Source organism: Shewanella aestuarii, from assembly GCF_014647215.1.
In the GTDB taxonomy this organism is placed as follows: domain Bacteria; phylum Pseudomonadota; class Gammaproteobacteria; order Enterobacterales; family Shewanellaceae; genus Shewanella; species Shewanella aestuarii.
This window is the reverse complement of record NZ_BMOT01000005.1, coordinates 25,485-44,012: the sequence shown is the minus strand read 5'-3', so window position 1 is coordinate 44,012 and position 18,528 is coordinate 25,485. Positions and strand designations below refer to the sequence as shown.

15 protein-coding genes are annotated in these 18,528 nt (G+C 40.7%); 4 read left to right on the top strand and 11 right to left on the bottom strand.

What is annotated here, in order from left to right:
• Positions 1-26: 26 nt before the first annotated feature.
• Positions 27-1,574 carry a DNA-3-methyladenine glycosylase 2 family protein gene (locus tag IEY03_RS08925; protein ID WP_188841022.1) on the bottom strand — a complete coding sequence of 516 codons (1,548 nt, stop codon included), beginning with the start codon at positions 1,572-1,574 and terminating at the stop codon, positions 27-29.
• Positions 1,575-1,774: 200 nt separating this feature from the next.
• Between IEY03_RS08925 and IEY03_RS08920 the strand changes: the two genes are divergently transcribed.
• The 4 genes from IEY03_RS08920 (at position 1,775) to rfbC (ending at position 6,127) form a co-directional block, all read left to right on the top strand.
• Positions 1,775-3,604, top strand: coding sequence for an ABC transporter ATP-binding protein (locus IEY03_RS08920; RefSeq protein WP_188841021.1), 1,830 nt, complete (start codon positions 1,775-1,777; stop codon positions 3,602-3,604).
• Between the two features lie 99 nt (positions 3,605-3,703).
• Positions 3,704-4,567 (top strand): glucose-1-phosphate thymidylyltransferase RfbA, encoded by an 864-nt coding sequence (gene rfbA / locus IEY03_RS08915; protein WP_188841020.1) that lies wholly within the window; start codon positions 3,704-3,706, stop codon positions 4,565-4,567.
• A 26-nt stretch (positions 4,568-4,593) separates the two neighbouring features.
• Positions 4,594-5,514 carry a dTDP-4-dehydrorhamnose reductase gene (rfbD, locus tag IEY03_RS08910; RefSeq protein ID WP_188841019.1) on the top strand — a complete coding sequence of 307 codons (921 nt, stop codon included), beginning with the start codon at positions 4,594-4,596 and terminating at the stop codon, positions 5,512-5,514.
• 64 nt (positions 5,515-5,578) lie between these two features.
• Positions 5,579-6,127 carry a dTDP-4-dehydrorhamnose 3,5-epimerase gene (rfbC, locus tag IEY03_RS08905; RefSeq protein ID WP_188841018.1) on the top strand — a complete coding sequence of 183 codons (549 nt, stop codon included), beginning with the start codon at positions 5,579-5,581 and terminating at the stop codon, positions 6,125-6,127.
• Here the strand turns inward: rfbC and rfbB are convergent.
• The 10 genes from rfbB to IEY03_RS08855 all read right to left on the bottom strand — a co-directional run bounded on the left by rfbB (position 6,124) and on the right by IEY03_RS08855 (position 18,498).
• Positions 6,124-7,167: a dTDP-glucose 4,6-dehydratase gene (gene rfbB / locus IEY03_RS08900; protein WP_188841017.1), complete on the bottom strand. Its 1,044-nt coding sequence runs from the start codon at positions 7,165-7,167 to the stop codon at positions 6,124-6,126. The two genes, rfbC and rfbB, sit on opposite strands and share 4 nt — an antisense overlap.
• Before the next feature lie 255 nt (positions 7,168-7,422).
• Entirely contained in the window at positions 7,423-8,832 is a 1,410-nt protein-coding gene (locus IEY03_RS08895) for an MBL fold metallo-hydrolase RNA specificity domain-containing protein (RefSeq protein WP_188841016.1), read from the bottom strand.
• Positions 8,833-8,993: 161 nt separating this feature from the next.
• Complete coding sequence (gene glmM / locus IEY03_RS08890) at positions 8,994-10,349, bottom strand: phosphoglucosamine mutase (RefSeq protein WP_188841015.1); 1,356 nt, start codon at positions 10,347-10,349, stop codon at positions 8,994-8,996.
• Positions 10,350-10,438: 89 nt separating this feature from the next.
• Positions 10,439-12,370, bottom strand: coding sequence for a polysaccharide biosynthesis protein (locus IEY03_RS08885; protein WP_188841014.1), 1,932 nt, complete (start codon positions 12,368-12,370; stop codon positions 10,439-10,441).
• A gap of 310 nt (positions 12,371-12,680) precedes the next feature.
• A complete protein-coding gene (locus IEY03_RS08880) occupies positions 12,681-13,856 on the bottom strand; it encodes a DegT/DnrJ/EryC1/StrS family aminotransferase (RefSeq protein ID WP_188841013.1) in 1,176 nt (391 codons plus the stop codon).
• Positions 13,857-13,884: 28 nt separating this feature from the next.
• Entirely contained in the window at positions 13,885-14,514 is a 630-nt protein-coding gene (locus IEY03_RS08875) for an acetyltransferase (RefSeq protein WP_188841012.1), read from the bottom strand.
• Positions 14,511-15,107: a sugar transferase gene (locus IEY03_RS08870; RefSeq protein ID WP_283103382.1), complete on the bottom strand. Its 597-nt coding sequence runs from the start codon at positions 15,105-15,107 to the stop codon at positions 14,511-14,513. The genes IEY03_RS08875 and IEY03_RS08870 overlap by 4 nt, the downstream gene beginning before the upstream one ends.
• Positions 15,091-16,323 (bottom strand): glycosyltransferase family 4 protein, encoded by a 1,233-nt coding sequence (locus IEY03_RS08865; RefSeq protein WP_188841011.1) that lies wholly within the window; start codon positions 16,321-16,323, stop codon positions 15,091-15,093. The genes IEY03_RS08870 and IEY03_RS08865 overlap by 17 nt, the downstream gene beginning before the upstream one ends.
• Positions 16,313-17,386 carry a non-hydrolyzing UDP-N-acetylglucosamine 2-epimerase gene (wecB, locus tag IEY03_RS08860; RefSeq protein ID WP_229778254.1) on the bottom strand — a complete coding sequence of 358 codons (1,074 nt, stop codon included), beginning with the start codon at positions 17,384-17,386 and terminating at the stop codon, positions 16,313-16,315. Before wecB ends, IEY03_RS08865 begins: the two co-directional genes overlap by 11 nt.
• Positions 17,386-18,498 carry a glycosyltransferase gene (locus tag IEY03_RS08855; protein WP_188841010.1) on the bottom strand — a complete coding sequence of 371 codons (1,113 nt, stop codon included), beginning with the start codon at positions 18,496-18,498 and terminating at the stop codon, positions 17,386-17,388. Before IEY03_RS08855 ends, wecB begins: the two co-directional genes overlap by 1 nt.
• Positions 18,499-18,528: the final 30 nt, after the last annotated feature.

The following is an 18,528-nucleotide window of genomic DNA, read 5'->3' as shown; positions in this document are numbered from 1 at the left end:
TATTTCCTTGATAAACCTGTTAAGCCTTAAGTGTTTGCCCACAGTTGGAATGTTAAATAGCTGCCCCATGGGGCAATTTGCAGGGCAATGTCATCAACTAACTCGCCATATTGTTTTGCAGTATCAAGCGTGACACCACATTGCAGACAAAAGACTTTCAAGCGATTTTTAATCACTAAATCGCCTGATAAAAAGATGTTCGGGTCGCTTTGACCTCGCATTTGCGCATAGGCCACTGTCCAAGGACCAATGCCTTTTACGTTTAACCAGTCAACGGGCACAGATTGTGGGTTATCCGCCACAAACTGACCTAGAGCATTCAATGCCAGCTTTCGCGCACCTGGCATTTTCAACTCATCTAAACTGGCTGAAGCAATCGCCTTAGGTGTTGGAAATAACCGGTATGCTTGCTGATTAACCACCATTAATTCACCATAATGTGCCACCAGCGTATTGAGTAATTTGGTTGCTTGAACCACACTCACCTGCTGGCCGAGTACAGCACGACATGCAGCCTCAAACACAGAAAAGGTCGCCGGAATGCGTAGGCCCGTTTTTATACTTGAATCACTAAGCAAGTTTTGTCGCTGTGTGTTATTTAACAGCGGCACCTTAACCTGTTGCAGTTGAAGCTCTATGGTCGCCATATCAGCATCAAGATCAAGAAGCTTACGCACAGCATTGACGACATTTGCCAAATAACGGCTATCAGTTGGACGAACAAAAATGACGCTTAATTCAAACTGCGCTTTACTGTCGATATGTTTAAGCTCAAAGATGCCTTGCACCCCATCCAAATCAAAGCTGCGACCATAACTATGATCCCTTATCCACTCCATTTGGCTGACTTGCCTTAAATGATAAAAATCATACATAGCCTGCCAATTAAGTGGTGGACGGTAACTTAAGGTTAAGGTAATAGGCAAGTTAACCGAGCCAGCAGCAAACTGGCGGGCAGAGCCAGAATCATTTTGTTGGGTATTGACTGATTTTCTTAATGCGCTAGGGGTTAATAACAATGCTTGTTTAAAGGCATCATTAAAACTGCGAACGCTATTAAATCCAGCCGCGAAGGCGACTTCAGTGATAGGCATACTGGTTTGATGCAGCAGTTTTTTTGCAAACATCACTTGTTGATATATCGCATAACGTTTGGGGGATGTGCCCAGATATTGATTAAACAACTTCACCAGATAACGGCTACTGATCCCTAATTTTTCAGACAGCTGCTCAACACTTAAGGCGTTATCCCCCGCCATTGCGCCTGCATCGATCAACTTAACGGCACGTTGCAATGTCGTTTTAGTCCCCATCCAGGCATAGGAATGCGGCGCACTGTCGGGGCGGCAACGTAAACACGGTCTAAGCCCATGATTAGCCGCTTTAATACTGGTATCAAAATAGCGCACATTTTTTTCATGGGGCGGCGATGCTGGACAAATTGAGCGGCAATAAATCCCCGTAGTAAACACCCCAGTGAAAAACTGCCCATCAAATCGCGCATCTCGGCTCAGCCTTGCTTGACGACAGACATCAGCCAACAGCGCACAATCATGTTCAGGTAATCTAGCCACAGCAAATCCAACACAGGTGATATTGACGACTACTTTACGATAGCCCGTTTAGAAGCACTAGCGAAAATCGGAACTCAAGGTGAACCCTGCGATAGGCATTATGTTGCAAATTAGCATTTACTCAAGATCAAAGATAAACAAGCGCCAACAGTTCAGGTATCCTAAGGGTGAATTTTTGTGATGAATAATTAGAGCCCTGCATGTTTAATTTTTTCGAGTCATTAGTAAAACCCTTACCCCCAGAAGAACCAACCCAGCCGCCAACAGGTTTATATGCTTTTTGTCGCCATTACACCAAAGGGTTTGGGGCACCACTGATCATCATGTCAATTCTGACCGCATTATTAGCCATGTTAGAAGTGTCATTATTTGGTTTTATGGGGCAACTTGTCGATTGGCTAGTCACAAAAAATCCTGATACCTTGTGGCAAGAAGAAGGTGACACCTTAATTACCATGTCAGTGATTGTGTTAGTGATCATTCCCGTATTGGTATGGTTACACGCTTCAATTGTGTATCAAACCTTGCTGGGTAACTATCCTATGGCCATCCGTTGGATGGCGCACCGCTATTTACTCAAACAAAGCATTTCTTTTTATCAGGATGATTTTGCCGGCCGAGTCGCGACTAAAGTGATGCAAACAGCATTAGCGGTGCGTGAAACCGTGATGAAGCTGTTAGATGTGTTGATGTATATTCTGATTTACTTCACCTCAATGCTGGTGATGATCGCCAGCGCCGATGTGCGTTTAATGCTGCCGATGCTCATTTGGCTAGCGGCTTACGTAGCGATTCAATGGAAATTGGTGCCTAAGCTCAAAGCCATATCTGCCGAGCAAGCCGATGCGCGCTCAACCATGACCGGCCGGATAGTGGACAGCTACACAAATATTTCAACAGTAAAATTATTCTCTCATACTCAGCAAGAAGCCGATTATGCTCAAGCCAGTATGATGACCTTCTTAAAAACCGTGTATGGACAAATGCGTTTAGTCACAGTGATTAACGTTTCGGTGCAAATCATCAACTATATCTTGGCATTTACCATTGCTGCAGTATCAATTTGGTTATGGGCAGATGATGCGATTACCGTTGGCGCGATTGCCATTGCAGTCAGCTTGGCTCTGAGATTAAATGGCATGTCGCAGTGGATCATGTGGGAAATTAGCTCACTCTTTGAAAATATCGGCACTGTGACCGATGGAATGAACACCTTATCAAAACCCATTTTGATTGAAGATAAACCCCAGGCAAAACCTTTGGTGGTAAGCAAAGGTCAAATCGATTTTAATCAAGTCAGCTTTCATTACGGTGAGCAAAAAGGCGTGATTGAAGGCTTAGATTTACAGATAAAAGCTGGCGAGAAAGTCGGTTTAGTTGGTCGTTCTGGCGCGGGAAAATCCACCCTAGTAAACCTATTGATGCGTTTTCATGATGTTGAAAAAGGTGAAATCCTCATTGATCAACAAGGGCTAAAAGAAGTTACCCAAGACTCACTTCGCGCCCATATTGGCATGGTGACTCAAGATACGTCACTACTGCATCGCTCGATTCGTGAAAACATTCTTTACGGCGATCCGACGGCTTCTGAAGAGCAACTACAGGCTGCTATTCAGCAAGCGCAAGCCAGCGAATTTATTGAACGATTAACCGATCCGCATGGTAATCAGGGCTTAGATGCGCAAGTGGGTGAACGAGGCGTAAAACTTTCTGGCGGCCAGCGACAACGCATCGCCATTGCGCGAGTATTACTTAAAAACGCCCCAATTTTAATTTTAGATGAAGCGACATCAGCACTCGACTCAGAAGTAGAAGCCGCAATTCAAGAGTCATTATATGAGCTAATGCAAGGCAAAACGGTGATTGCAATTGCGCATCGATTATCAACTATTGCAGCCATGGACCGTTTAATCGTACTCGATGAAGGCAAAATTGTTGAACAAGGCAGCCACCAAGAATTAATCGCCTCAGGCGGTATTTATAGCCAGTTATGGGCACATCAAACCGGTGGGTTCTTGGGTATGGACTAAGTAAAGGCCAAGCCAGAATGCTAATATCTAGAATCTAGAATCTAGAATCTGGCATTTAGCACCTAAGCGTTGCGCATCCAATTTTTACATCGAGGTTTTATGAAAGGTATTGTGTTAGCGGGCGGTTCAGGTACACGGTTATATCCTCTAACACGAAGTGTATCTAAACAGCTGTTGCCAGTTTATGACAAACCTATGATTTACTACCCTATTTCAACCCTGATGTTGGCGGGTATTCGTGACATTTTAATTATTACAACCCTTGATGATAGCGACAGCTTTAAACGTTTGCTGGGCGACGGTAGTGATTTTGGCGTGCGCTTATCTTACGCAGTACAGCCTGCTCCTGAGGGAATTGCTCAAGCACTAATTATCGCCGAGGATTTTATCGGTAAGTCCAAAGTGTGCTTAGTCCTAGGGGATAATATATTTTATGGCCAATCTTTTAGCCTAATGCTACAGCAAGCGAAGCAGCAAGACGGTGCCACAATATTTGCCTATCAAGTGAATGCGCCAGAGCGATTTGGTGTAGTGGAGTTTGATAGTCAGTTAAATGTGCTTTCTGTTGAAGAAAAACCTGCTAAGCCGAAATCAAATTATGCGGTAACTGGACTGTATTTTTTTGATCATCAAGCAGTACAATTTGCCAAACAGTTAGCCCCTTCTGCCCGTGGCGAATTAGAAATCAGTGATGTCATTAGCCATTACCTTCATCAAGGGCAATTACATTTATCATTATTAGGACGCGGCTTTGCATGGCTCGATACCGGAACACATGAAAGTTTGCATCAAGCCTCTTCATTTGTACAAACGATTGAAACGGTTCAAGGTTTAAAAGTTGCCTGCTTAGAAGAAATTGCCTGGCGAAACAAATGGCTAACAAACGATGACGTATTACGCATCGCTAAACCGTTGCTTAAAAATGAATACGGGCAATATTTAGTAAGATTACTTGCCAAATAATGGCAATTTCACCCACGAGAACCACAATGATAAAAGTAATGTTGACCGGTGCAAATGGACAATTAGGCCAAGCACTTCGCCATTATATGAGTCTGCAAAAAAGCACATTCACCCTCATGCCATTTTCACATGGCGAACTCGATATTGCAGATGAACAGGCGGTATTAGATGCTGTAATGCAATGCCAACCAGACTTCATTATCAATACAGCCGCCTATAATAATGTTGAACTGGCTGAAACAGAAACCGAGCAAGCTTTTAAGGTCAATCAGCTTGGGCCTAAAAATCTCGCCAAAGCCGCGCAAACAATGGCCGCCACCTTAATTCAAATTTCAACCGATTATGTGTTTGATGGTCATCAAGCCGCGGCATATGTTGAAGATGATACGCCCCTGCCATTAAATCAATATGGAAAAAGTAAGTTAGCGGGAGAACAATCAGTACAGGATATCTGCTCAAAGCATATTATTATTCGCACAGCATGGGTCTTTAGTGAATGGGGCAATAATTTCGTTAAGTCTATGGTGAATTTAGCCGCTAACAATCACTCACTGAATATTGTCAACGATCAATTAGGCTGCCCCACTTATGCCGGTGATTTAGCCGCAGCGATTATCAATATAATGAGTCAGTTAACAGCAAAATCGCATCAACAAGCAGATAACACAGCACTTTATGACACCTATCATTTTTGCGGTTACCCGTATGCGAATCGCTATCAGTATGTTGAAGCTATTTACGCTAATCTTAAGCAGAGCCAACCAGAGTTAGCAACACCCACTTTATTGCCTGTGGCATCTGCTACATTTGCCAGCAAAGCCATAAGACCTACACATTCAATGTTAGCCTGTAGTAAAATAACCAACACATTCGGCATCGCGCCAAGTGATTGGCAAGCAGGGTTAGCTAAAATGTTCAACCCATTGACTGGTACCCATGACAACTGAAAGCAATGAGCAAAAGTCATGATCAATAAAACATTCACAAAACTCAATTAACGGTTTGCAATGCATGAAAGTAATAAATACTCATATTGACGTGGTAAAAATTATCGAACCAACCGTGTTTGGTGATGATAGGGGCTACTTTTGCGAAACCTGGCACCAGCAACGGTTTGAACATTTAGTTACAGCTAAGCCTTGTGTATTTGTTCAAGACAACCATTCCATGTCAGTAAAAGGCACGCTGCGCGGTTTACATTTTCAACGGCAACAGACTCAAGGCAAGTTAATAAGAGTCACCTCTGGGCAAGTTTTTGATGTCGCAGTTGATTTAAGATCTGGTTCAACGACTTATGGTCAATGGGTGGGAGAAATATTGTCCGCTGAAAACCAACGTCAATTGTGGGTTCCTGCAGGCTTTGCCCACGGTTTTTTTGTATTAAGCGACAAAGCCGAATGCCTGTATAAATGCACCGACTATTACCACCCACAATCGGAAGAATGTATCCAGTGGAATGATCCTACATTGAATATCCAATGGCCATTGAATGGTATAGCACCTAAGTTATCAGCCAAAGACACACAAGGTAAAAAGTTCACTGAAACAGGCGCTCTTTAGCTAGAGGATTTGAGGAACCACTGTACGGTTTTTCGCATCCCCGATTCGAATGTTTCCTCTGGTTGCCAATTGAGTTTTTGCTGCATTTTACTGGCATCAATAGCATAGCGCCTATCGTGTCCGGGGCGATCAGCAACATAGGTGATTAATGATCTAAACCCACCCACATGACCACTTGCCAGGGAATAAGGGGTCGAGGGCGCAAGTTCTTCCAACATAGCGCAAATGGTGAATACCACATCAATATTACGTTTTTCGTTGTTGCCACCAATATTATAGGTTTCACCTACTTCGCCTTCGGTTAGCACCTTATAAAGCGCCTTGACGTGGTCTTCGACATATAACCAATCACGAATTTGATCGCCTTTACCATAAACAGGTAAAGCTTTACCCGCTAATGCATTGGCAATCATTAAGGGGATGAACTTCTCAACATGCTGATAAGGACCATAATTGTTTGAACAATTAGTCACAATAACGGGCAAACCATAAGTGCGCTGCCAGGCGCGAACAAGGTGATCACTCGAAGCTTTAGACGCCGAATACGGACTACTGGGTGCATAAGGTGATTGCTCGGTAAATGAAGGCAATACCTGGTTTGGTGCATCATCAGGATGAAGTAAATCACCGAAGACTTCATCGGTTGAAATATGCTGAAAGCAAAACAGCTTCTGCTTGACGGGGGAAAGTGTTTGCCAGTATTCACGCGCCGCCTCAAGTAGCGTAAACGTGCCGACGATATTGGTTTGAATAAAATCACTAGAACCAGTTATCGAACGATCGACATGGCTTTCAGCTGCCAGATGCATTACCGCATCGGGCTGATATTGGGTAAAAATACGTGCCATTTCCGCACGATTGCAAATATCAATGTGTTCAAAATGATATCGTGGGCTATCACTAACAGACACTAATGAGGTCAAGTTGCCGGCATAGGTTAACTTATCGACATTAACGACAGAATTTTGTGTATTTTTAATCAAAAAACGAATCAATGCTGAGCCAATAAAACCCGCTCCGCCTGTTACCAAAATGTTCAAAGGCAATTATCCAGCATGGATAAAATATTAATTGTAATTGTAAATGACAAAACAAAGTCTACCAAGGTTTGCAAGTGAAGATATCCGATAAATAAACACCACAGCGCAAATAGCAGACCTTGTTGATGGCAAAAAACAGCATATAAACACCAGCACATTAATGACGAAAGAGAAACAAACCTCGACTATGAAGCAACGAGAACTGACCTTGGTGAAGATGTAATAGTTACAGTCACTGGCGATAACAAAACATCATCAGGCCTTTCCTATTACCACCTCACATTCGGGTAATAATTGTCTGTATTTATCAGCCAATGCAAGCTTTGCGTCTTCATCGCCATGCACGATGCGAATATGCTTGGGCTTGTGATGCATCCGTTTAACAAAATTCACTAAATTAGTTTGATCAGCATGGGCGGAATAACCACTAATGGTATGAATGCCAGCTTTGATATCAATACGTTCTTCATCTAATACAACATAACCCCCTTTCGGGCCGTAAGTTTGAATGTCTCTGCCCGGTGTCCCGTTAGCTTGATAACCTACAAACAAGACATCTGCCGTTGGCTCAGTCAAAAAGCGCTTTAAATAGTTCATCATACGGCCACCACTACACATCCCCGAAGCCGCAATAACAATGGCAGGTTTATTACGAGAGCTAAGATAATTGATAACGGCCAAATGATCTTGGTGCGAATCAATGGTATACAGCTGCTCAAAATCCAAAGGATGGCGACCTTTATTGACAACTCGCTTGGCTTCGCTATCCCATAACGCCTGAAACTCAAGATACTTCTGGGTAAATTTAGCGGCCATTGGCGAATCAACAATAATATCAATCTGCTGCCAAATAGCATTATGCTGATTTTTAGCAATAATCTGCTCAAACTCATAAAGTAACTCTTGCGTTCGCCCAATGCTAAAAGCGGGAATAAGCACAACCCCCTTATCGGCAACGCACTTTTCAATAAGCTGTTTCAGCAGTTTACTGCGATGTTTTCTGCCTTGGTGATTTTTATCACCATAGGTTGATTCAATAACTAACGTATCGGCACGATAAGGACTGCGCGGACTGGCTAACAAAGGCGCATAAGTGGCGCCTAAATCACCTGAAAACACCACCCTGTGTTTTGCTTTACCTATCAGGTCAAACTCAATATAGGCAGATCCTAAAATATGACCTGCGGGCTTAAACTTAAGTTTAACCGCACTAACGTCCTGTTTATGTTTAACCGTTAAGTTTAACGGCAATGCTATCCATTGATGATATTTAACGGGCACAATCAGTGATGCAAGTTTAGCTAAAAAGGCGGCAATTAACGCCTTATCCCGTGTCACCCCAATTTTTAGCGCATCCTCTATCACTAAAGGCAATAACGCCGCAGTCGCTTCAGTGGCATAAATGGGTTTATCAAAACCTGCGGCAATTAAATAGGGAATACGACCAACATGATCAATATGACAATGAGTTACGACAAGCGCTTGAATAGTGCTGATATCAAAATCAATTTGCAGTTGTTTAGCCGAAGCATTACCGGCAGTTTCCGCACCTTGAAACAAGCCACAATCAATAAGATAACTTGAAATAGCACCTGATTCATTCACATCTAATTGATGACATGAGCCCGTTACGCCATTAACCGCGCCATGATGAAGTATCCGCATAAAAAATCCTTTTTATAATTTAGATACCTTAACCTAGCACAAAAAACAGCCTAAACGACAAACGAATGCGGCAATAAATGATATCGACCAGTTTCTACTCATCTAAAAACACAAAAGGCCTTAAGTTTTCACTTAAAGCCTTAAATACAATTGATTGCTAGTTAATTAAAATTTTTAACCGCGTTGGCAATATGTTCAGCTTGCGCTTGTGACATATTAGGGTCTATTGATTCAACCATCACGCGGATAAGTGGCTCAGTACCAGACTTACGCAATAATACACGTCCGTTATCACCTAAAACTGTTTCAGCTTCAATCACAGCCTGTTTTACTGCATCCGATACGATAATTTCATCTGCATTATTGGCTGTCAGGCGGATATTTAATAGTACTTGTGGCAATTTGGTCATGCCAGATTTAACTTCAGCGAGCGTTTGGCCTGATTCAATCACTGCTTTAAGCACTTGCAGTGATGCAACAATACCATCTCCGGTTGTGGCATGGTTCATGTCAAGAATATGGCCAGAGCCTTCACCACCTAATGTCCAACCGGTTTCTTTTAGCTGCTCAACCACATAGCGATCGCCAACTTTCGCGCGAATAAAAGGAATATCCATTTTCTTTAACGCTAACTCTAAACCTAAGTTAGCCATTAAGGTGCCCACTACCCCACCTTGCATCTCGCCTTTAACGTGTGCAGCTTGTGCGAGAATAAATAAAATTTCATCACCATCTACTATATGGCCATTATGATCAACAAACATCACGCGATCGGCATCACCATCTAACGCAATCCCTAAATCGGCTTCATGCACCATCACTGCGGTTTGTAAACTATCTAAATGCGTTGCGCCGCAATGATCATTAATATTCACGCCATTAGGTGTGTCATTTATGCTAATCACCTCAGCGCCAAGTTCCCTATACACACTTGGAGCTACTTGATACGCGGCACCATTGGCACTATCGACAACAATCTTTAAACCGGCCAGCGATAAATGCTTAGGAAAGGTCCCCTTACAAAATTCTACGTAGCGACCAGCCGCATCATTAATACGGCGAACTTTACCTAGTAATTCTGATGAAACACATTCCATCGCATTATGATTAAGCGCTTGGTCTAATAAAGCTTCAATTTGCAATTCTTGTTCATCATTCAGCTTAGTACCCGAGTTTGAGAAGAACTTAATACCGTTATCATAAAAAGGATTGTGAGAGGCGCTAATCACCACTCCAGCATCCGCTCTGAAGGTAGAAGCAAGATAAGCAACAGCAGGAGTTGGCATTGGGCCAATTAAAGCAACATTGATGCCTGCAGCTGATAAACCCGCCTCAATCGCTGACTCAAGCATATAACCACTACTTCGCGTATCTTTGCCTATTAACACTTCTTTTGTGCCAGAAGATGCTAACACCTTACCAGCAGCCCAACCTAGCTTCATTGCAAAATCTGGCGTAATAGGAAATGAACCCACTTTACCGCGAACGCCATCGGTGCCGAAATATTTACGAGTCATAAAAAACCTTGATAAAAAATAAAAAACCAACTCAATAAAGTTGGTCTTTATAAAACTGAACTGAAAAAATTTATATATTATTAAGAAGCTTAAGCCAACTTAACCACATTCTTTCTTGAGAGTAAGTTCTTCTCTGTTTGCTGATAAAGCAAATCGCAGATACCATCTGTAGGCGCAAATCCCGTTGGGGTTTTTAATAAAATATCGCGTATAGCTTCATGATCAAAGTTATGACATGCGGTATCTAAACGCTCGAGAATCTTAGCGTACTCATTCCAGGTTAAATGTAACTCGTTAGCGGTCATGATACGCTCGTGTTCAGTACCAGTAACATCATCGCCAATCAGTAGTTCTTCGTAAAGCTTCTCACCTGGACGAAGACCAGTAAACTCAATGGCAATATCACCTTCAGGATTGGTTTCATCACGCACTTCAAAACCACTTAAACGGATCATCTTAGCCGCTAAATCGACGATTTTAACCGATTTCCCCATGTCTAAAACAAATACATCGCCGCCTTTACCCATAGCGCCAGCTTGAATAACCAGCTGAGATGCTTCAGGAATGGTCATAAAGAAACGAGTGATTTCAGGGTGGGTTACGGTAACAGGGCCGCCATTAGCAATTTGACTGCGAAATAAAGGCACCACAGAACCAGATGAACCTAACACATTACCAAATCGCACCATACAAAAACGCGTGCTGTGCTTTTCTTTAGCAAAGGCTTGTAAAACTAATTCGGCCATACGCTTTGTAGTGCCCATCACATTGGTCGGGCGAACCGCTTTATCGGTAGACACTAAAACAAAGGTTTCAACTTTTGCTGCAATAGCCGCTCTTGCTGTATAAAGGGTGCCAAATACGTTGTTACGCACACCTTCTACCACATTATGCTCAACAAGAGGCACATGTTTATAGGCTGCAGCATGGTAAACTGTCTGAACACCAAAAGACTCCATGATGGCTTGAATACGGTTTTCACGTTGCACTGAGCCCATCATAGGGAAAATGCGCACATTTAAACCCAGTTCACTAGCGGTAGCGCTCAGCTCTCTTTCTATGGCATAAAGTGAGTATTCTGATAACTCAAATAATACTAACTTCTTCGGTGCTCGTTTTAAAATTTGACGACAAAGTTCAGAACCAATTGAGCCACCGGCCCCTGTGACCATAACCACTTTATCTTTAATATTGGCAGATAAGAGATCTTGTCGAGGTGCAACCGAATCACGCCCTAATAGATCGTCAATCTCAACTTCTTTAATGTCACTGTAAAGTTTAGTGCCATTAACTAAATCTGACATTGCTGGAATAGTTAATACCTGAACAGATAAAGGTTCCAGTCGATTTAAAATATCCTGGCGCTTACTTCTGGTCGCACTAGGAATAGCCAACAATACTTTGGTCGCTTTTCTTTGTTTGATCAATTTACGAATAATCGACGGTGAATGAACATGCACCCCCTGAATAACCGTGCCATGTAATGCTTCATCATCATCAACAAAAGCAAAGGGATAATATTCATGACTCAGCACTAAAGAGGTGAGTAGTTGGCGCCCACTCACACCTGCGCCATAAATAATCACAGGCTCACCGATCCGCTTCACGCCTGAGCCAACAAGCGAACGCACAATCGCGCGAGTGCCACCAATAAACACAATGGCAAAAGCAGCATAAATAATGGGCACAGTACGAGGAAGCAACGCATCAGTGAAATAGGACGCAATCACTAATGTAATCGTTGATACCACCACGCCTAAAAAAATAGCCGTCAAGGCTTGTAGGCTCATATAGCGTAACACTGCGCGGTACAACCCCAGCTTAGTAAAGGCCACTAAACTAAAAGGCACCACAATAGCCACTAACAACCAGTAGCTAGCATCGGCTAATACACTAATGTCATCAACACGAACTAACAATGCCGCCCAAAAGGCAAAGCAAAGAAAGATTGAATCAATGACCAAACTGACAACACGTTTATGTGAGCGTTTAAGCCCAAATAATGTTTGCAAAAAATCCATTTTCCGCTCCAAATTGATAAAAATCATAATGTATTACAACTTAAAATACTGACAGGATCACCGCGTTCATTTTAGACAAACAAAGTGATCATTGCACAAATTATGGTTTGTCCATTATACGTGAAACTAAAGTGTGAGGGTAAATATCCCCCTAAAAAAAGCGATAGAACAAGGATAATTAAACACTCAGATTTAAAGGTCTGAGACAGTTTTTTTCGCCCTTTTTAAATATTGGGACTAAATAGAAAAACGTTAAGACTTGTAAAACAACACCCTAACGCCAAAAAAGCAATAGATAGTACTGAATGTTCTACTTTTGTGCAGACATCAACACTCGGCGAATAACGTCACATGTTTTATCTATTTCTGCTTGAGTCAATGTAGGATGTACTAAAAACATTAAACTGGTTTCACCAAGTTCAACCGCATTTGATAAACGGTCTTTTGGACGCCATGTCGTGTTATCAAAGGCTTTTTCAAGATAAACCTCAGAACAACTACCTTGATAAGCAGGCACACCCGCTGCCATTATTTCATCAATAATGCTATCACGCGTCCAACCTTCCGCTAAGTTTTCAAGATTGACGAACATATAATGCTTGTATTCAGCATGTTCTATATAATTGGGTACTTTGACCGTTCGAACAACATTAAGATCCGCTACAGCTTCATCTAGCGCTTGCCCATTGGTTTGACGTTTAGCCGTCCAATCTTGCATACGAGTTAACTGAATACGACCAATCGCCCCCTGCATTTCAGTCATACGCCAGTTAGTACCAAAGCTTTCATGTAACCAACGGAACCCTGGTGGATGCTCACGGTTATAAATAGCATCAAAACTTTTGCCATGATCTTTATAAGACCACATTGCAGACCATAGGGCTTTGTCATTGGTTGTCACCATGCCACCTTCTCCGCCGGTAGTCATGATTTTATCCTGACAAAAAGACCAAGCACCAATGTGACCTATTGTTCCGACACAGCGCCCTTTATATTTAGCTCCATGTGCTTGAGCACAATCTTCAATCACATAAAAACCATGTTTTGCAGAAAGCTTCATTATGGCATCCATCTCTGCAGGCATACCGGCAAGATGAACCACAATAACCGCTTTTGTTTTTGGAGTTAAAACAGCTTCAATACTTTCTGCAGTTATATTTTGACTATTTAAATCAACATCGGCAAAAACGGGAGTCGCACCAGCTGTAACTATTGAGGAGGCAGAAGCTAAAAATGTGCGCGGAGTGCAGATAACTTCATCACCATCAGCAACACCTAACACTTTTAAGGCTAAATCTAAGGCTAGTGTGCCATTTGCAACAGCAATGGCATGTTCAGACCCAGTCCAAGCCGCAAACTCTTTTTCAAATTCACGACACTCTGTGCCAGTCCAATAATTGACTTTGTTCGATAAAATAACACGGCTAACCGCGTCGGCTTCTTGTTGTGTAAAAGAAGGCCATGGAGAAAATGGGATATTGAGCACAAGGTAGTCCTAGATTATATGTCAAAAATTAAAGAGTGTGGCTGATAGGTTTCGCGGGGGAACCCACAACCGTTGTATCGTTACAAACAGAATTAATTACCGTAGAACCGGCTCCAACCACGACATTCGCGCCTAATGTAAGACACTGAATTACGCAAGCTCCGATGCCAATCCAAGTACAATCCCCCACATTAACCGAACCAGCTAAGTGTGCACCAGGGCTAATGTGAATAGCATCGCCTAATTGGCAATCGTGATCGACCGTGGCTGCAGTATTCACGATAGCCGCTTTGCCAACAGTAGCGAACGCGTTAACCACCGCTCCAGCCATCACTGCACTCCCCGGCTGAATGGTCGAAAATGTGCTTATTACTGCAGTAGGGTGTACTAACGTCGCTAAGTGAGCACCCACTTTTTCCAATTCGATTTGTTTACGCAACCGAGTTGAGTTATGCCCTATGCCTATAATCACAGATGAGTAATCTGCACAACAAGATAATAAATTACTGGTGTTACCTAAGACTGCCCAACACCCAATTTTTTTTAATTCGGGATAACGGTCATCGAAAAATTGAATGCATTCGTAACCATTTAGTAATGCTATGTCTGCCAATACTTTGCCATGACCACTAGCGCCTAAAATAGCTAAGGATTTCATGACGATTTATTGCCTTTAAATGGCTCTATAGTCACATACCCGTCAGCGCTTATCCCTTCACGGACTAAGACTTTCTTAACCGTAAGTAATATTATTTTAAAATCGAGGAAAAAACTTTGATTATCTACATACCAAACATCAAGTTTAAATTTTTGATCCCAGCTAATTGCATTACGGCCATTAACTTGTGCCCAACCTGTAATACCTGGGCGTATATTGTGGCGACGAGATTGCTCTGGGCTATAAAGTGGTAAATATTGTACCAATAAAGGTCTGGGCCCTACTATGCTCATGTCCCCTTTTAAAACATTAAATAATCCAGGCAGCTCATCCAAGCTAGTAGAGCGTAAAAATGAGCCAAACTTAGTCATACGTTGTTCATCAGGTAATAAATTCCCCTGTTTATCTTTAGCATCTAACATGGTTCTAAACTTCATCATTTTAAAAATATCGCCATTTAAACCAGGACGATTTTGAATGAATAATATAGACGAACCTAATTTAAAACGGATAAGTGCCGCAACAACGATTATTACTGGTAATAAAGTAATTAATGCGCAAAGAGCAACTATAAAGTCAAAGAGACGCTTCATTGAATAATTCCATATACCTTTTACTTAACACGCCAAAGCTTCTTTCGCTTATAAGAAACTTATAACCCAAACCACCAATCTGCTGTCTATCTAATGAAGTCATTAGTTGGTATTTCTTGATTGCACTAGCAAAATAATTACTGTTTTCAGCAGGCGTAAACTCCCCACATTTAGCTTCATTTATCATAGATGGGTAACCAGAGTACATACAAACAATAGGCTTTTTTGCATACATGTAATCGATAAACTTATTCAAAGACATTCCGTATTTATAAATTTTTTCATCTCGAACAGAGGCAACAAGTAGATCTGATAAGCTAAGTAAATGTTGTACTTGCTCTTTTACTACTTTAGGAGCAAAAGTTATATTCGTAAGCTCGCTAGCATTATCTTTCAGCTCCTCTTTTAAATAACCTTCCCCAACTAATAAAAAATGTATTTGACTTGTATGCTTCAATTTTTTTGCGGCTTCAATTATATACTCTAAAGCATTAGCTTCCCCAAAAGTTCCGGTGTAAGTCACAATAAACTTATTCTTGGGTATGTACTGTTCAACATACTCTTCGCATAATTTTTCTTGACTATTGTCATAAAAAGCTAAGTTTACACCTTGTGGAATGCAATGCACTTTAGAGCCAAGACCTACCTCATTTTCAACATGGAGCTTTAAACCCGGCATAGTACCAACAATGGCGTCAGAATATTTATAACCTAATCGTTCTATTTTATTTAAAAGCCAAATTAAAGGATGGTTTGAGCTAAACCCTTTTAAATCTATTAACGTTTGAGGCCAAATATCTCTAACTTCAAATATAAACTTAGCTTTATAAAATTTCTTATAAAAACAACCTGTTAAAACAGTAAACAAAGATAGCGAGGAAGCAATAACAACATCTGGCTTTTCATACTTATTGTTAAAAGCCATCAAAAACACAAAAAAATCAAACCATAACCAACTAAAAATTCGTTTAATACTTGTAGCTTTGGAGTATTTCAAAGTGTTTACCCAAGTAACATTAAAGTTATTACTTTTCACGTCGTAATAACGATTTTTAAATTTTGGTAAGTTATTATATAAATGAGAAGAGTTCGATGTAATCAGCCTCACTTTATGCCCAGCTTTTGCAAATTCTTCGCAAAAGCTGGCATGTCTGGTATCTGCTCCGTACTTTTTTATATTGGCATATTTTGATATGTACCAAATGTTACTTTTCATAGTTAATTAATGCATTTGCAATATTGTTAGAAGCAAACCCATTTCCATATAAATCAATACTAAAATCATTAGAAAATGTATGTTCTTTAAAAGCACTAATTATCGCAGCTTTATCTGCGCCTACTAAAGTATTAAAGTTATTTATAACTAACTCGACCCATTCAGTCTCATCTCTGAGAGTGATACAAGGTTTTTCAAAAAAGAAAGCCTCTTTTTGTAATCCACCGCTATCCGTCATGACTAGCTTACAGTTATCAATTAACCACACCATATTTAAATAGCCTACAGGATCAATTAATGTAACTTTTGAAGATAACTTAACAGATAAAGCTTCAAGCTTAATTTTTGTACGTGGATGTAGAGGCAATACAACAGCAATCTGCTCTGCGATCTCATTTAATGATTCTACAATTGCAGTTAGTCTTTTTTCCGAATCTGTATTTTCAGCTCGATGAATGGTAGATAATATAAATTCCCTATCTAAAGTGAGGCCTGGTGGTTTTTCAGCAAGGTCTCTATAAAAAATGGCACCATCTTGCATTACATCACCTGATAGCTCAACTTGAGTATTCCATTTATCAACGCCTTCACTTTGCAGATTATCTATTGCAGTTTGTGTTGGGCAGAATAAAATTGAACTAATACGATCTGTAAGTATTCGATTAACCTCCTCTGGCATTTTCATATTAAATGAGCGTAAACCAGCTTCAATATGAGCAACTTTAATATGAAGCTTAGAGGCAGCGATAGCGCCGGCTAATGTTGAATTAGTATCACCATATACCAGTACCCAGTCCGGTTTTTCGTTCAAAAGTACTTCTTCAATTTTTTCGATCATTTGGCCAGTCATAGCGCCATGAGACTTACCGCCAATGCCTAAGAAATAATCTGGCTTTGGAATTTTCATTTCATCAAAAAACACATCACTCATATTCGCATCATAATGCTGCCCAGTATGAACGATAATTTCTTTAAAATTATCATATTTTGCAAACTCTCGGCTTACACTACCCGCTTTGATAAATTGAGGCCTCGCACCTAATATGGTTACAACTTTAGTCATTATAATAGTTCCTTATATAATTTGAACAGAGTCTGCTCTTCCACAGACCAATTATATTTATGTTTGATTGCAGACAAAGCATTGCTTCCCATAAGCTCAGCCTCTTTAGGATTATTGATTATATAGTTAACAGCTTCAGCAATAGCATGAGAATCCATTGGATCAACACAAATACCACAATTATTACCTTCGACAACGTCCTTCCACATTGGGAAATTTGAAGTAATAATTGGCAAACCTGCTGACATGTATTCAAACATTTTATTTGGTTGTGCATCAATATGATTGGGATAATCATGAAAGGTAACAACGCCAGCTTTTGAACGTCCTAAAACTTTTGCAGCCTCTTCGCGGTTAATAAAACCAAGCTCATTTACTTGATTCCAAACTTCCCAAGATTTAACCTCTTCTTCTACATGTTTTTCAGAAAAGCGCCCAGCGAGATTAAGCTTTATATTTGGGGTTTCAGCGAGAGAAGCTATAACTTGTTTAATTCCTCTTATTTCGGCGATCCCACCTAAATAACAGACTTCATTAGCCCTAACGTCCCATGTTGTGCTTGAAGCTGAACTTAACTCACCCAAAATTGGATAATTATTAACTGTAAACGAATTTGAGTTTATTTTTTTTAATTTATTAGTAATCGAGGGTGTTGCTCCGATTAATGCATCAAACTTTCTGAATACAAACTGTTCATAAAGACTAAACACCACAGGGAGGGTTTTCCTAAAGAATACATTTAAATATGGTTTTGATTTTAATTGCTTAGGTAAATCTTCATGTGCATCAAATATAACAACTTTCCCTAATTTTTTTAATCGTACGCCTATAGGGATTAACTCAGGATCATGCAAATGATATATATCAGAATCTAATTCTTTTGCTTTTTCGTAAACACAATGAACTGTTTTAGTCATTCGCTCAATTCGACCTTTAGCTTTTACGCCAGTGTCGAATATGTTTACCTCATTACAAACTTCATCTCCGTCACCATCAGCAACAACTAAATTGACAATATAGCCTTCTTTTGCTAATGAACTACACATTTTCAAAAAAATCCGAATGTCATATCTGGGATGTGCTGATGTTAAGTGAGTTACTTTATACTTCATACCATTACCACTTGTTGTAATTATTAATAT

Excerpts from the sequence above, each read along its gene's own strand:
- IEY03_RS08920 (WP_188841021.1), top strand. The coding sequence starts at position 1,775 with ATGTTTAATTTTTTCGAGTCATTAGTAAAACCCTTACCCCCAGAAGAA.
- rfbA (WP_188841020.1), top strand. The coding sequence starts at position 3,704 with ATGAAAGGTATTGTGTTAGCGGGCGGTTCAGGTACACGGTTATATCCT.
- rfbD (WP_188841019.1), top strand. The coding sequence starts at position 4,594 with ATGATAAAAGTAATGTTGACCGGTGCAAATGGACAATTAGGCCAAGCA.
- rfbC (WP_188841018.1), top strand. The coding sequence starts at position 5,579 with ATGAAAGTAATAAATACTCATATTGACGTGGTAAAAATTATCGAACCA.
- IEY03_RS08895 (WP_188841016.1), bottom strand. The coding sequence starts at position 8,832 with ATGCGGATACTTCATCATGGCGCGGTTAATGGCGTAACGGGCTCATGT.
- glmM (WP_188841015.1), bottom strand. The coding sequence starts at position 10,349 with ATGACTCGTAAATATTTCGGCACCGATGGCGTTCGCGGTAAAGTGGGT.
- IEY03_RS08885 (WP_188841014.1), bottom strand. The coding sequence starts at position 12,370 with ATGGATTTTTTGCAAACATTATTTGGGCTTAAACGCTCACATAAACGT.
- IEY03_RS08875 (WP_188841012.1), bottom strand. The coding sequence starts at position 14,514 with ATGAAATCCTTAGCTATTTTAGGCGCTAGTGGTCATGGCAAAGTATTG.
- IEY03_RS08870 (WP_283103382.1), bottom strand. The coding sequence starts at position 15,107 with ATGAAGCGTCTCTTTGACTTTATAGTTGCTCTTTGCGCATTAATTACT.
- IEY03_RS08865 (WP_188841011.1), bottom strand. The coding sequence starts at position 16,323 with ATGAAAAGTAACATTTGGTACATATCAAAATATGCCAATATAAAAAAG.
- wecB (WP_229778254.1), bottom strand. The coding sequence starts at position 17,386 with ATGACTAAAGTTGTAACCATATTAGGTGCGAGGCCTCAATTTATCAAA.
- IEY03_RS08855 (WP_188841010.1), bottom strand. The coding sequence starts at position 18,498 with ATGAAGTATAAAGTAACTCACTTAACATCAGCACATCCCAGATATGAC.